Source organism: Sandarakinorhabdus sp. (assembly GCF_032115815.1).
GTDB lineage: Bacteria > Pseudomonadota > Alphaproteobacteria > Sphingomonadales > Sphingomonadaceae > Sandarakinorhabdus.
Window position 1 is genome coordinate 1 of sequence record NZ_JAUMBI010000085.1, and the last position, 15,132, is coordinate 15,132.

A 15,132-nucleotide genomic window follows, 5' to 3' on the forward strand; every position below is an offset into this window, starting at 1 on the left:
GGGGGCAAGCCCTTCAGCCAGCATCACAATTTGCCCAGGCACCAAAGCAGGATGGATTTCTGCACGTGCAGGCGGTTTTCCGCTTCGTCCCACACCGCCGACGCTGGGCCGTCCATCACGCTGTCGGTCACTTCGTCGTTGCGGTGTGCCGGCAGGCAGTGGAGGAACAGCGCCCCCGGCGCCGCCTTGGCCATCAGCGCATCATTCACCTGGAACGGCTTGCACGCCGCCATCTTTTCCTTGGTGTCGGCCTGGCCCATTGACACCCAGGTATCGGTGACGACGACATCGGCATCCTCCACCGCGGCGGCGGCCGTGTGCACCAGATCGATGCAGCCGCCGCGCGCGCAGGCAGTGGCCATCACGCCCGAATCCGGCTCCAGCCCGTGCGGTACGCCCACCTTCAGATCGAACTTCAGCAGCGAACTGGCTTCGATCAGCGAGTTGGTCATGTTGTTGCCATCGCCGACATAGGCCCAGGTCGAACCCGTCACTGGCCGGCCGGCGCGCTCTTCAAAGGTCATGATGTCGGCCATCACCTGGCACGGGTGCGACAGGTCGGTGAGGCCGTTGATCACCGGGATCGTGGCGTGTTCGGCCAACTGTTCCAGCTTCTCGTGGTTGTTGGTGCGCAGCATCAGCGCGTCGACCATACGGCTCAGCACGCGCGCGGTGTCGGCAATGGTTTCGCCGCGGCCCAGCTGCATCTCGCCGGCGCTCGATACGATGGTGGTCGCGCCAAGCTGGCGGGCGCCCATGTCGAAGGAAAAGCGGGTGCGCGTGCTGGGTTTTTCGAAGATCATGCCCAGCACATGGCCGGCCAGCGGCGCATCGGCATCCACGCGGCCCTTTGGCCAGCCGGCGCGCGCCGCCTTGCGGGCGTGGGCATCGTCCAATATGGCCCGCAGGCCGGCAGGGGTTGCAGTGGCAAGATCAAGGAAATGCGGCATTTTTCAAATATCCTCCCCGCCCCGGCAAAGGGGAGGGGTGTTGAAACAGCGGGGGCATAAGGCCCCACGGCCAAAGGGTCAGGCAGCGGCAGCCGGCTGATAGCTGCGCGCAGCGGCGGAGAGACGCTCCACGCATTCGCGGATCTGCTTTTCCTCGATGGTGAGCGGCGGCAGCAGGCGCACCACATTGTCCCCGGCGGCGACCATCAACAGGCCGTGGCTGCGGGCGTGGCTGACGAACGCGCGGCTGTCGCTCTTCAGCTTCAGGCCGATCATCAGGCCCTTGCCGCGCACGCTTTCGAACAGATCATCATGGTTGGGGATCATCTGCTCCAGCGCCTGGGTGAGCCGCGCGCCCATTTCAGTGACCTGGGCGAGGAAGGCGGGTTCGGCGACGATATCGAGCACGGCTTCGCAGGCGGCCATGGCGAGCGGGTTGCCGCCATAGGTGCTGCCGTGGGTGCCAACCACCATGCCTGTGGCCGCCTTTTCGGTGGCGAGGCAGGCACCGACCGGGAAGCCGCCGCCGATGCCCTTGGCGATCGCCATGATATCGGGGGTGACGCCATAGAGCTCATGCGCGAAAAGCTTGCCGGTGCGGGCCACGCCGCACTGCACTTCATCAAGGATGAGCAGCAGGCCGTGCTTGTCCGCCAGGGCGCGCAGGCCCTTCAGGAACTCTACGCTGGCCGGGCGGATGCCCCCTTCGCCCTGGATCGGCTCCACCATGAAGGCGCCAACACTGTCATCGATGGCGGCTTCGGCAGCGGCAAGATCGTCGAACGGCACCACCTTGAACCAATCCGGCAGCGGCTCGAAGCCCTTGCGCAGCTTCTCCTGATCGGTGGCCGAAATCGTGGCCAGCGTGCGGCCATGGAAGGCGTTGGAGAAGGTGATGATGCGATGCTTGTGCGGATTGCCGGTGGCGTAATGATAGGCGAACGCGGTTTTCACCGAGCATTCGATGGCTTCGGCGCCGCTGTTGGTGAAGAACACCGTATCGGCAAAGGTGAGATCGACGAGCCGCTGGGCCAGATGTTCCTGCGCCGGCACCTTGTACAGGTTCGACGTGTGCATCAGCGTGGCGGCCTGCTTCTGGATGGCCTGCACCAGGTGCGGGTGGCCGTGGCCCAGGCAATTGACCGCGATGCCGCTGGCCATGTCCAGCCACTCGCGGCCTTCAGCGTCATAGAGGTAACAACCGTCGCCTCGCACCGGCGCAACCTCGCACCGGCCATAAACGGGCATGAGCGGGGTGATGGTCATCGTCTGTCGTCCTCGGGCGGCCTCGGGATGCGGAAGCCGGCAACGCACAAAGGCGGCCCAAAACAAGCCGCCTTCACATTCGCGCTATAGCGACTTGGGCCAGCGCCCTCAACCCCCGACGATAAGGCCGATCCGGATGGAGCGCCCCGGCTGCGGCAGGCCCAGTTGCGGCAGGATCACCGCGTTGGTGAGATTGTCGATGGCAGCGGTGGCGCTGATCGGCACGGTACCGATGCGGAACACCGGCACGCGGGCGCGGAGGTTGATTTCGGTGGCCGGTGCCAGTCGGGCCAAATTGCCATCCGGGGCCAGATCGCGGGCAGGGCCCACGCGACGCAGTTCGGCGCGCAGATCGAAGGCTTCGCGTGGCGCCCAGTCCAGCGCAATCAACATTTCGTGCGCCGGCCGTTGGAGCAGGGGCTGGCCGGTGCTGCTGGCATCGAGCGCCGAGCCAGTGAGTTCCAGTGTCAGACCGTCGGCCAGCGGGACCTGCATTGCTGCATCAACGCCGATGCTGGTGGCGGGCGCCTGGTTGAAGCGCTGGCGCAGATTCACCCCGTTCACCCGCACGATGCGCTGGCCGATGCTGCCTTCCACCCGTTGCCAGAACGGAGTGAGCGTGAGGGTGAATGGCCCGGCGCGCCAGCCCAGTTCGGCATCGGCGAGCCAGGCCTGTTCCGGCAGCAGCGCCGGATTGGGCAGGAAACGCCCCAGGGCCTCGCCGAATAGCTCACGCGCACTGGGGAAGCGGTTGCGCCGACCGCCCGAGACAGTGAGCGACACGCCGTCTGCCGGTTTCAGCGCCAAGGCGGCCGAGAAGGTGGCGGCCTGCCGGGCGGGCTGCACCGGCTTGTCGCCCGTGCGCGGATTGGCACTGCGGTCCAGGCCCAGCCCCAGCGTCAGCCGCGCTGCGCCGAGCGGCACATCGGCCTCCACCCCGCCCGAGGCCAGCGACTGGCGGTAGAGCAGTGGAGCAGGCTGCGTGCCGGGCGGGATAGCGATATCGGTCTGCAGGTGATCGCTCACCTGGCCCGACAGGCTCCAGCGCAAGGAGGTTGGGCCGAGGGGGTGGCTGAGCGTGAAGCGGCCGCCCACCGTGTTGTCTTCGTCGATCTCGCGGCTGCGCAGGGCGGCGTAGGTGACGTCGCGATAGGCTTCGATGGTTTGCCCGAACCATTGCCGCCAGCCGACGGCGCGGGCAGTGGCGGCACCGATCGGGAGTTCGAGCGCAACCTGCGCCTGAGTCAGATTCCAGTCCGGGGTCCGCCAGTAACGGGCACTGGCGGGATCGCGATCCGATTCCGGTGCAATGCCGCGGCGAGCGTCGATGTTGAGCACACTCACCCGCCATTCAAGCGCGCCGGCCATGCCGCCCAGCCCGGCAAACAGGCTGGTGGCGGCGAGATCTGTGTTGGTGCGGCGATCGCTGGCGGGCTGGTTGAAGGGCAGGGCGCTCCGGCGCGCCACGGGCAGCGCGCCCTGCGCCTGATGGGTGGCAGCCAGCGTGAGCGACAGGCCGCCCAGCGGCACCACGCCGGCCGCAGACAGATTCTTCAGGGCATAAGGCCCTGCTTGCGCCACCGCGAGGCTGCCTTCCTGCCGCGTGGTCAAGTCCACCACTCCGGCCACGGCATTGGCACCATATTCGATGGCGCCGGCGCCCTTGCGCACGGAAAGCCCGCCGATCAGCCCGGCCGGGATCAGGCCGATATCCACCCGGCCGTCCCACGGCACGGCCAGCGGCGCTCCATCCAGAAACACCAGTGTCTGCCGTTCATCGCTGCCGCGCACCCGCGCCACGGTTTCGCCGCGCGAATTGGTTCGCACCGAAACGCCAGGCAGGCCGCGCAGCGCGTCGGCGACACTGCGCGGCTGCCGATCGAGCAGGGCTTCGCCCGACAGGCCGACGATGGGCGTAAGCACCCTCCCGGGCCCGGCCGGGGCGGTGACGGTGATCAGGGCTTCTTCGGGAAGGCGCAGCCCAGTTTGCACTGGGTCGGTCTGCGCTGCTGCTGCCGGTGTTGCCAGCAGCAGCGCAGCAAGTTGAGGCCTCACCGCTTCTTGCGCGGGAAGGCCAGGGCGCGGAAGTCTCCGAAATAGCGGCCACCCACCAAACCGCGCCCCAGCGCGGTCATCTGGCCGCCGGTCGGCACCATGTCCACCTGAACCGCCGCCAGGCTGATCGGAGCGATGCCGGACAGCTCAAGCTGGCTGTTCAGCGCCGCCGCCTTGGTTGCCTTCAGGGCGGCAAAGGCGTCTTCCACTTCCTTCAGTTCCTTCTCCAGCGCATCCACCCGCGCCACCGCATAGCCCGGCGGCCGGCCTTCGGCGCTGATGATCTGACCGTAGGCCATATCCATATTCTCGCGCAGCCGTTCCTCACCGGTGATGGCGCCGCCTTCAGTGGTGGCGACGACCAGCTTGCGCAGGTCAGCGGCCTTCAGCGCCAGTTCCTGCGCGGCCTTCTTCGCTGCCGGCGTTGCCTTGGCATCATTGGCGGCGGCGTTGGCATCGCGGGCGAGCCCAACCAGGCCAAAGGTCAGGCCGGTCATGCGCTGGAACAATGATTTCACCCGTTCGGCGGCCTCATATTGCGCCTTGCGGTCGTCTGCCGTGTAGCTGGCGCGGGCATCGTTGGTGAGGGTGAGCGGTACTTCCGTCACCTCGCCAGCCTTGGTCAGCCGCACCTTGTACTGGCCGGGCAGCACGCGCTGCCCAAGCACTGAATTGCCGGCGATGCTGGCCGCTGGGGGAACCAGCGGCGGCTTGGTGCGCATCGACCATTCAACGCGGTTCAGGCCCTTGCGCTTGGAGGTCGGCAGTTCTTCGACCAGAGCGCCATCCGGGCCGATGATTTCCAGCTTCATGCGGCCGATGACATGGCGGGCCTTCTGGTAATAGGTGATCACCGCGCCCGATGGCGGGTTGTCACCCACGAAATTGGCATCGCCTTCCGACCAGCCGCCGTTGCCCTGGATACGCTGTTCCACCGGCGCCGAAGCCACCAGCGTTACGTTGGAGGCAACGACCGTGGGCGTGAGTTCACGCAGCGGTGAGACATCGTCGATCACCCAGATGCCGCGGCCATGCGTGGCCAGCACCAGATCATCGCCCTTCTTCGATTGCACGATGTCGCGGACGGCAACCGCCGGGAAATTGCCGGGGCGGAACTCCTCCCAGTTCATGCCACCATTGCGGCTCATGAACATGCCGAACTCGGTGCCGGCATACAGGATATTCCGGTCAACCCGGTCTTCCTTGATCACGTGCGCATAGCCGCGGATGCCGGCCGTGGTGGGACCGGCGATGCGGGCAAAACTCTTGCCGCCATCGCGAGTGACGAAGATGTGCGGCGCCATGTCGCCGAACACGTGGCGATCCACCGCCACATAGGCGGTACCCGCATCATGCTGGCTGGCTTCCACCCAACTCACCCAATTGTCTCCCGCCAGCTTCAGCGCCTTGGTGACATTGTTCCAGTTGGCACCGCCGTTGGTGGTCACCTGTACATTGCCATCATCGGTGCCGACCCAGATGGTGCCGGCGGCCTTGGGGCTTTCGCTGATCGAATAGATCGTCGTGTGCATTTCGGCCGACGAGTTGTCGACCGTGATGCCGCCGGATTTTTCCTGCTGCTGCTTGGCCGGGTTGTTGGTGCTCAGGTCGGGCGAAATGCGCTCCCACGTGTTGCCATGATCACGGGTGCGGTGGAGATACTGGCTGCCCAGATACAGCACGCTCTTGTCGTGTGGGCTCAGCGCCATCGGCGTGTTCCAGTTGAAGCGCAGCTTTTCCTTGTAGCCGGCCTTGGGCTGGATCGCCTTCTGCTCAAGCGTCTTGCGGTTGATCCAGGCGATGTTGCCGCCCTGATACTCCGCATAGACATGATCGGGGCTGGCGGGATCGGGCAGCACCCAGAAGCCATCGCCGCCGTACAGATTTTCCCAGCGGTGATTGGTGATGCCGCCCGGATATTCGCTGTCACCCACCCAGCTGCTGTTGTCCTGCAGGCCGCCATAGACCTGGTATGGGTCCTTGTCGTCGATGGCGACGTGATAGAACTGGCTGATCGGCAGGTTGCGCGAATGCCACCATTTGCTGCCGCCATCATAGCTGATCCACATGCCACCATCATCGGCGCCAATCAGATGCTTGGGGTTCTTGGGGTTCACCCACACATCGTGCCAATCGGCATGGCTGCCGCCGGCCGTGTCGGAGAAGCTCTTGCCGGCATTGTCAGACACGATCACCCGCAGGTTCATCTTGAACACGCGATCGGCGTTGGTGGGATCAACCACCAGCTTCTGGAAATAGAAGGGACGCCAGACCATGTTGCGGCTGCTGTCGCGCGCTTCCCAGCTCTTGCCGCCATCTTCCGACACGTAAAGCGCGGTCTTGGCATGTTCGATCACGGCATAGACGCGATTTGGCATTGATGGGGCGTGCACCACCTCGATGCGGCCCCACGGGCCCTTGGGCAGGCCCTTGGTGGTCGCATCCAGCATCTTCCACGTCTTGCCGCCGTCTTCGCTGATTGCCATGGCGCTGCCCGACGGTGCATCCGGGCCTTCACCGCCGGAACGGAACGTCCAGCCCTTGCGACGGAAATCCCAAAGGCCGGCGATCAGGCGATCCGGGTTGGACGGATCGAGGCTGATGCCCGAACAGCCGGTGGAAAGGTTGGGGCCCTTCAGGATCTGCGTCCAGGTCTTGCCGCCGTCGCTGGTTTTATACAGGCCGCGGTCAGGGCTGTCGCTCCACAACGCGCCGGGCGCGCAGGCATAGACGATATTGCCGTTGGTGGGGTGCACCACGATCTTGGTGATGCGCTCCACATTGGGCAGGCCCATCAGGGTCCAGTTGTCGCCGCCGTCGGTGGATTTGTAGATGCCGTTGCCAACTGAAACGCTGTTGCGCGTCCAGGCCTCGCCGGTGCCGACCCACACGGTCTGCTTGTTGGTGGGATCAAGCGCGACAGCGCCGATCGATTGCACCGGCTGCTTGTCGAACTTCGGCGTGAAGCTGGTGCCGCCGTCATCGGATTTCCAGACACCGCCAGAGGCGGCGCCCACGAAGATGGTGACCTTGCCATCATCTTCCACGCGCGCCGCCAGCGCGGCGATGCGGCCTGACATGGCGGCCGAACCGATGTTGCGAATACCAAGCCCGGAAATGCCGGCGCTGGCGGGAACCGCGCTATCAGCAGCAGCGACGGGAGCGGCGATGGTGAGGGCCGTTGCGGCCAGCAATATGGTGCGGATCATGGGGTGGTGCTCCCTCACTTGCCCGGTTGGGCGAACAGGCTGGCCGGCGCGGGCGGATTGGCGCTGGCCTTGGTGATGATGACACGCTGGCGCTGGCTGGAGCCCTGCGGTCCGCTCTCGATCGACATCGGGAACATCACGCCGCCCACGGCTTCATAATCGCCCAGCTCGCTCTCGCTCACCTGCACGGCGCCGCGCAGCTTGCGGGTTTCGGTGATCTTCACTTCCAGCATGGAATCGGGATCGATCAGGTAGACGAATTCATCGCCATCCTTCTGCGCAACCTTCAGCTTGTAACAATTGGTGCCATCGAAATCCTCGCGGCCCAGATAGGTCACGGCACTGCCATCACTGCTGGCGGAAAGCAGCACGCCGGCAATCGGGGCTGTATCGGCAAAGCTGCGGGCTTCGTCGTCGCCCATCGGTTCGGCGTCCTTGCGGCCTTCGAACGGATTGATGCGCCAGCCGCCGCCCCTGCCATCATAGGCCTGCACCAGTGCCAGCCCTTGCAGTGCGGCATCAACGCGCACGGCGCCACCGGCGCGCACTTCATTGTAGGTCAACTCGAACCCGCCGGGGAACACCAGCTTGCCGTCCAGGCTCACCGATTTCAGCGCAGCCAGGGCAGCGCTGCCACCCCGGGCGGCGAGGTTCTTCGCCACCAGATCAGCGGCAGTGGGTTCGGCAGCGGGCTGGGCTTGGGCCGGCAGATAGACAGTGCCGGCCAGCAACAACGCGGCCAACGCACGGGATGCGATTCGCATGAGCTTCCCCTTGGGATAGAATGACGATGTGGCATCGCTGCCGCAGCGTCGGTGTATTGTCAAACCAATACTCTTGTGCAGCGCCGCAATTACAGGCAATTCCAGCGCCATGGCTCATGATGATGTCCTCCGCTGGCTGGCGGCCCATGCTCCCGATGTGCCGGTGATCGTGCCGGGCGCGTCCACCGCCACCGTGGCCGAAGCCGCCGCAGCGCTGGGCGTGGAACCCGGCCGCATCGCGAAATCACTGGCAATGCGGGTGAATGGCGAAGTGCTGCTGCTGGTGACGCGCGGCGATGCCAGGCTGGACAACAAGAAGGCGCGGGAGTCGCTCGGCGGAAAACCGCGCATGCTGGATGCGGAAGAGACCCTGGCGGTGACCGGGCATGCCGTGGGCGGCGTCTGCCCGTTCGGGCTGGCCACTGATGTGCCGGTGTGGATCGATGTGTCCCTGCAGGGCTTCCCGACGGTGTTTCCGGCGGCCGGTTGCCGCGAATCGTCCGTGGAGATCGCGCCTCAGCGCATGGCGGCTCTGGTGGCGCGCGGCTGGGTCGATGCCTGCGTGCTGCCACCGGTGTAGGGCCGCACCAGCGCGGCCACATCCACCCGAGCCTTCAGCCGCGCCGCCAGCAGATACATGCCTGCGATCTTGCGCTGGATGAACAAGATGTCGGGCGGCGGCGCGGTGAAATGTTCGCGCTGGCCGATCAGGGTTTGCGACTGGTCCTTCAAGTTGCTGGCCAGCCCGCCGGCGCCGAAATCGAACGGGCCATCCAGCCGCAGCGGCGCAAACCCGTCACGCGCCATGGCCACGATGGTCTCGCTCATGGCTTGCGGGGCATTGGGTGGCAATATGCCGATGCCCGCCATCGCTTCCAGCAATGCCGCGTCATCGCCGGCCAGCCCTGAAGCCAACAGCGCGCGATACCCGTCGCTGATATGATCCGGCACCACCCGCGCCGCGCCGAAATCCAGCAGCACCAGCCGGCCCGAGTTCAGATCATAGCGATAATTGGCAAAGTTCGGATCGGTCTGCATCACCCGCCAATCGAACAATTCGGCCATCAGGATGCGCAGCATCAGGGTCATCAGCCGGTCACGTTCGGCCTGGGGCAGGGCGGCGGCCTTGTCGATGGCGACGCCCTTCACGTGGCTCATGGCCAATATGGTCGGGCGCGACAGATCGGCGGCGAGCGATGGCACCACCACCTCCGGCCAATCGGCGGCCAACGCGCCATAGCGGGCCAACATCGCGCCTTCGCGGGCGTAATCGGCCTCTTCGTGCAACTGGCGCTTGGCTTCGTCCAACAGCGGTTCCACCGCAAAACCCGCCGGCAGCAGGCCCGAAAGCTTCACCAGCGTCGCCACATTGTCGACATCAGCATCGATGCTGGCCGCGACGCCGGGATATTGCACCTTGATCGCCAGATCGCGCCCGTCCAGCGCCACCGCGCGGTGGACCTGGCCGATCGAGGCCGCCGCAATCGGCGCCATGTCGAACCGCTGGAACTGCGCGCGCCATTCCTGCCCCCAGCCGGCCACCAGCACCTGCTCCAGCTGCTTTTCCGGCATCGGATCAGCTTCGGAACGCAAACGGGCGAGGATGTCGGAAAGTTCGCGCGGCAGCACCTCGCCGCCGTCCATGGAAATCAACTGCCCCAGCTTCATCGCCGCGCCGCGCAGCCGCGCCAGTTCATCGGCGAGGCGCTTGGCATTGGCGGGGTTGAGCAGCAGGCTGGGCAGATCGGGCCTTTGCCCCTTCAGGACTTCCCGCGCACCACCACCGATCACATTGCCCGCGATGCCGCCGGCCAGTCGACCAAAACCGGCGAGGCGTGACAGACGGGAAGAGGGAACAGTGCGCGGGCGGGTGGGCAACATGGCGGGTCAATGCCTTGGCCCGGCGTCCAGCGCCAGTGTGGGACTTTGACGCTGGCCTGAAACGCAAAACGGCAGGCTTTCGCCTGCCGCCAATGCTCGCTGATGGATGGTGACCCCTACGGGACTCGAACCCGTGTTTTCGCCGTGAAAGGGCGACGTCCTAGACCGCTAGACGAAGGGGCCAGCAGCGAGAGGCCGCCTGTTATTGGCCTCGGGCCTTGGCGTCAACCGCTTAAATGAAAAAAGCGTCTCAATCGGCAAATGCGGCGTCGTCCAGCTCCAGTTCCACGGCGTTGCCGCCGGTCCAATCGTCACGCTTTACCCGGCCAGCGATGTGCACCGGGCGGCCGCGCGCGCCTTGCAGGGCCGCGCCATATTCACTGTCGCCCTGGCGCCAAGCCATCGCCTTGATGCGACCGCCATCGGCGCCGGCAAGCTGCAAGCGCAGGTGATTTTCGCCCACGATGCGGCTGTCGACAATCTGGAACGGCCCGGCAGCGATGCGCGGCGCTGGCCAGCCCTGGCCATAGGGGCCGCCGGTTTCCAGCACATCGACCAGGCCAGCGTTGAGCCCGCGCGGCGCGACGGCGGCATCGATGGAAAGTGCGCGGTCAGCCGTTGCCGCCGTCACCGCCTCGGCCAGCCGCTCGTTGAGGAACGCATCCAGCGCCGCGATGCCGTCAGCAGCCACGGTCAGGCCCGCGGCCATCGCATGGCCGCCACCGGCCATCAGCAGGCCATGATCCTTGGCGGCCAGCACGGCGGCGCCCAGGTCGACGCCGGTGATGCTGCGGCCCGAACCCTTGGCGATGCCATCCTCGCCAATCGCGATCACGATGGCCGGGCGGTTCATCTTTTCTTTCAGGCGGCTTGCAACAATGCCGATCACGCCGGGGTGCCAGCCTTCGCCAGACACCAATGTGCAGCCCGGCGAGGGCATTGCGCCCGCCAGCGCCGCCTCTGTCACCGCCTGCTCGATGGCGCGGCGATCCTGGTTAAGCCGGTCAAGCTCGGCAGCGATCTGGGCGGCTTCACCAGCATCGTGGGTGGTGAGTAGTCGCACGCCCAGATCGGCCTGGCCCACGCGGCCGCCGGCATTCACCCGCGGCCCCAGCGCAAAGCCGAGATCGCGCGACACCGGCGCCCGGCTGAGGCGCGCCGCATCGCACAGCGCCGCAATGCCGATATTGGCCCGGCGGCCCATCACCTTCAGGCCTTGCGTGACGAACGCGCGATTGAGGCCCCTGAGCGACGCCACGTCGGCCACGGTGCCAAGCGCGACCAGATCGATCAACTCCATCAGGTTGGGCTCATCGCGATTGGCGAACAGCCCGCGCGCCCTGAGCAGGCGATTGAGCGCCACACACAGCAAAAACGCCACGCCCACCGCTGCCAGATGGCCATGCGCGGCCGCCTCGGGCACCTCGTCGAGCCGGTTGGGGTTCACCAGCGCCAGCGCCGGGGGCAGGGCGGTGCCGGCCTTGTGGTGATCAACCACGATCACATCCAGGCCGGCCGCCTTGGCCGCCTCCAGCGCCTCGAAACCCTGGGTGCCGCAATCCACGGTCACCACCAGATCGGCACCTGCCTGTTTCAATGCCACCAGCGCGCCGGCCGACGGGCCATAGCCTTCCAGCAGCCGATCCGGGATATAATGGCCAACCTTGCCGCCAATCCCGCGCAGATACCGGATCAGAACAGCGGCCGATGTCGCGCCATCCACGTCATAATCGCCATAAACGATGATATGCTCACCCGCCTTCACCGCATCGGCGATGCGTTCGGCGGCGCGCTCCATATCGGCAAAAATCGCCGGATCCGGCAGCCAGTCGCGCAGGGTGGGGGTGGCGAGCCGGCCAAAGTCCGCTTCTTCGGCCCCGCGCGCGCGGAACAACTGGTGCAGCAACTCGTCGCCGGCGCGGCCGGTCAGCCCGTCACCGGGCGCAATGCCACCGCGCCACGCCCAGCGTTGGCCGGTGAGGGACTGGGAAATGCCGAAAATGGGGCGAGAATCCATGCCGCATCCATGCGGGTGCGCGCGGATTCGGGCAAGAGCCGGACTTACGGGTGACGATCCGCCCGATGCTCGCCGCTCACCCGGCGCACGGTGCCGGTGGAGGCGCGCATCACCACGCTTTCGGTGGTGATGATGCCATCCTTGCGGCGCTTGACGCCCTTCAGCATCGAACCATCCGTCACACCGGTGGCGGCAAAGATGCAATCGCCCTTGGCCATGTCGGTCAGGCCATAGATGCGATCAAGATCGGTGATGCCCCAGCGCCGCGCCCGGCCGCGTTCATCGTCATTGCGGAACAACAGGCGGCCCTGCATCTGCCCGCCCACGCAGCGCAGTGCGGCGGCAGCCAGCACACCCTCCGGCGCGCCGCCCGAACCCATGTACAGATCGATGCCGGTATCCGGGTTGGTGGTGGCGATCACGCCGGCCACATCGCCATCGGGGATCAGCATGATGCCGCAGCCCAGCCCACGCAGTTCGGCAATCAGCGCTTCATGGCGCGGCCGGTCGAGCACGCAGATGATGATGTCGCTGGGGGCCACGCCCTTGGCGGCGGCAACGGCCTTCACATTTTCGGTGGGAGACTTGGCCAGATCGATGACGCCTTCGGGATAGCCGGGGCCAACCGCGATCTTGTCCATATAAACGTCCGGCGCGTTCAGCAGACCGCCTTCTTCAGCAATCGCCAGCACGGCCAGCGCATTGGGGCCGGCCTTGGCGGTGATGGTGGTGCCTTCCAGCGGATCGAGCGCGATGTCGATGCGCGGGCCGGTGCCGATCGCCTTGCCCACCTTCTCGCCGATGAACAGCATGGGCGCTTCGTCGCGTTCGCCTTCACCAATCACCACGGTGCCATCGAAATCCAGCATGTTGAGGGCACCGCGCATCGCTTCAACGGCGGCAGCATCGGCGGCCTTCTCATCACCGCGTCCAATCAGCTTGGACGCGCCAATGGCCGCATATTCGGTGACGCGCACCATTTCGAGCACGAGCACGCGATCAAGAACATGGCTTGGAGCGGTCATCTTTATTTCCCACCGTCGAATCAAAACGTGATCCGCTTTACGCGCCGACGGAAAAACGGGGAAGGCTTCAAAAATCGAGCCCGACGCGGAAGCGTCAGAAATCGAGGATATGCATCATTACCGGCTGCCCGCCCACCGCTGGGGACGCGGCCATGCGGGCCAGGCTGTCCAGCACATCGGCTTCGCGGGCTTCGTGCGTTACCATCACCACCATGGCATCGCCGTCGCTGGAGGTGCCGCGCTGCACCAGGCTTTCGATGGAAACGCCGCTGTCACGCAGGGCCGCTGTCAGCTCTGCCAACACGCCGGCACGGTCTGCCACGGACAGCCTGAGATAATAACGCCCGCGCCGATCCGCCGCTGGCGCACGGGGCAGGGCAGCGAGATCGGCCACCGGCATCACGAACGGCGGCCGCACGTCGCCGCGGGCGATATCCACTAGATCGGCAACCACGGCGCTGGCAGTCGGGCCTTCGCCGGCGCCGCGGCCCTGGAAGAACAGCCGGCCGACGAAATCGCCTTCCACTACGACGGCGTTCAGGCTGCCCATGGTGGTGGCAATCGGGTGATCGATGGGCACCAGCGCCGGGTGCACACGCTGGAACAGCTGTCCATTTTCGGCCTCAGCGAGGCCCACCAGCTTGATGCGGAAGCCCAGCGCGGCGGCCTGCGCGATATCGGCGCTGGCGATGGCACGGATGCCGTGCGCGGCGACACCAGCGAAATCGATGCGGGCGCCGAACGCCAGCGCGGCGAGGATCGACAGTTTGTGCGCGGTGTCGATGCCGTCAATATCGAAGCTCGGATCGGCCTCGGCAAAGCCCAGCGCCTGCGCGTCGGCCAACACTTCGCCAAAGCCCAGCCCTTCGGCTTCCATGCGCGACAGGATATAATTGCAGGTGCCGTTCATCAGGCCATAGACGCGGGTGATGCGGTTGGCGGCGGCGCCTTCGGCCAGCCCCTTGATCACCGGAATGCCGCCGGCCACGGCTGCTTCATATTTCAACGGCAAGCCGGCCTTTTCGGCGGATTCGGCGAGTTCAAGGCCATGATGGGCCAGCATCGCCTTGTTGGCCGTCACCAATGGCTTGGCGGCCCCCAGCGTGCGCCGCGCCAGCGTGAGCGCCGGGCCGTCGCTGCCGCCGATCAGTTCCACCACCACATCGACATCGTCGCGAGTGGCGAGTTCGGCCGCATCATCCACCCAGGCGATGCCATCCAGCGACACGCCGCGATCACGGCTGCGATCCCGCGCCGAAACGGCCATCACCACGATTGGTCGCCCGGCGCGCTTGGCAACCAACTCCGCGTTTTGCGAGAGGATCTTCACCACCCCCGCGCCAACATTGCCCAGGCCAGCCAGGCCAATCCGCAGTGCACTGGTCATGGTTCAGGCCCCCGCCTTCACCGATGGCGTATTCACGCCCATCGATTGCAGATATTTGCGCACGTTGCGCGCGGCCTGGCGCAGGCGCTGTTCGTTTTCGACCATCGCGATGCGCACGAAACCCTCACCATCCTCGCCATAACCAACACCCGGTGCCACCGCGACGCCGGCTTCGGTGAGCAATTGCTTGGAAAATTCCAGGCTGCCCAGATGCGCCAGCGCCGGCGGCAGCGGCGCCCAGGCGAACATCGATGCACGCGGGGCCGGGATTTCCCAGCCGGCGCGACCAAAGCTTTCCACCAGCACGTCACGCCTGCGGTGATAGAGCTCGCGGTTCTGCTGCACGATATCCTGCGGGCCATTCAGCGCCGCCACTGCAGCGGCCTGGATCGGCGTGAAGGCGCCATAATCGAGGTAGGATTTCACCCGGGTCAGCGCCGAAATCAGCGTCTTGTTGCCCACGGCGAAACCGATGCGCCAGCCCGCCATCGAATAGGTCTTGCTCATCGAGGTGAACTCGATCGCCACGTCCTTGGCGCCCGGCACCTGCAGGATGGACGGGGTGGGCTGGCCATCGA

Annotated in this window: 11 protein-coding genes and 1 tRNA gene; 1 reads left to right on the forward strand and 11 read right to left on the reverse strand. The window is 66.0% G+C overall.

Features of this window, described 5'->3' with window-relative positions; genetic code table 11:
* Positions 1-23: 23 nt before the first annotated feature.
* The 5 genes from argF to RT662_RS05130 all read right to left on the reverse strand — a co-directional run bounded on the left by argF (position 24) and on the right by RT662_RS05130 (position 8,244).
* On the reverse strand, positions 24-950 hold the full coding sequence (argF, locus tag RT662_RS05110; RefSeq protein ID WP_313669629.1) for an ornithine carbamoyltransferase: 927 nt from the start codon (positions 948-950) through the stop codon (positions 24-26).
* Positions 951-1,028: 78 nt separating this feature from the next.
* Complete coding sequence (locus RT662_RS05115) at positions 1,029-2,216, reverse strand: aspartate aminotransferase family protein (protein WP_313669630.1); 1,188 nt, start codon at positions 2,214-2,216, stop codon at positions 1,029-1,031.
* A 108-nt stretch (positions 2,217-2,324) separates the two neighbouring features.
* Positions 2,325-4,208, reverse strand: a complete 1,884-nt coding sequence (locus RT662_RS05120; protein WP_313669631.1) for a TonB-dependent receptor plug domain-containing protein — start codon at positions 4,206-4,208, stop codon at positions 2,325-2,327.
* A gap of 59 nt (positions 4,209-4,267) precedes the next feature.
* Positions 4,268-7,480, reverse strand: a complete 3,213-nt coding sequence (locus RT662_RS05125) for a VPS10 domain-containing protein (protein ID WP_313669632.1) — start codon at positions 7,478-7,480, stop codon at positions 4,268-4,270.
* Positions 7,481-7,494: 14 nt separating this feature from the next.
* Positions 7,495-8,244, reverse strand: a complete 750-nt coding sequence (locus tag RT662_RS05130; protein ID WP_313669633.1) for a hypothetical protein — start codon at positions 8,242-8,244, stop codon at positions 7,495-7,497.
* A 109-nt stretch (positions 8,245-8,353) separates the two neighbouring features.
* Here RT662_RS05130 and RT662_RS05135 point away from each other — a divergent pair, with 109 nt between their 5' ends.
* Entirely contained in the window at positions 8,354-8,824 is a 471-nt protein-coding gene (locus RT662_RS05135) for a YbaK/EbsC family protein (RefSeq protein ID WP_313669634.1), read from the forward strand.
* Here the strand turns inward: RT662_RS05135 and RT662_RS05140 are convergent.
* The 6 genes from RT662_RS05140 to RT662_RS05165 all read right to left on the reverse strand — a co-directional run.
* Positions 8,761-10,125 carry an AarF/ABC1/UbiB kinase family protein gene (locus tag RT662_RS05140; RefSeq protein WP_313669635.1) on the reverse strand — a complete coding sequence of 455 codons (1,365 nt, stop codon included), beginning with the start codon at positions 10,123-10,125 and terminating at the stop codon, positions 8,761-8,763. The two genes, RT662_RS05135 and RT662_RS05140, sit on opposite strands and share 64 nt — an antisense overlap.
* Before the next feature lie 107 nt (positions 10,126-10,232).
* Positions 10,233-10,308 (reverse strand) — tRNA-Glu (locus tag RT662_RS05145).
* 67 nt (positions 10,309-10,375) lie between these two features.
* On the reverse strand, positions 10,376-12,142 hold the full coding sequence (gene recJ / locus RT662_RS05150) for a single-stranded-DNA-specific exonuclease RecJ (RefSeq protein ID WP_313669636.1): 1,767 nt from the start codon (positions 12,140-12,142) through the stop codon (positions 10,376-10,378).
* A 44-nt stretch (positions 12,143-12,186) separates the two neighbouring features.
* The gene (glpX, locus tag RT662_RS05155) at positions 12,187-13,167 is read right to left on the reverse strand and encodes a class II fructose-bisphosphatase (RefSeq protein WP_313669637.1); all 981 of its coding nucleotides are present in this window, start codon (positions 13,165-13,167) and stop codon (positions 12,187-12,189) included.
* Between the two features lie 94 nt (positions 13,168-13,261).
* Complete coding sequence (locus RT662_RS05160; RefSeq protein WP_313669638.1) at positions 13,262-14,554, reverse strand: homoserine dehydrogenase; 1,293 nt, start codon at positions 14,552-14,554, stop codon at positions 13,262-13,264.
* A gap of 3 nt (positions 14,555-14,557) precedes the next feature.
* Positions 14,558-15,132, reverse strand: a 575-nt coding sequence (locus RT662_RS05165; RefSeq protein ID WP_313669639.1) for an aminotransferase class I/II-fold pyridoxal phosphate-dependent enzyme, incomplete at its 5' end; no start/stop codon positions are given.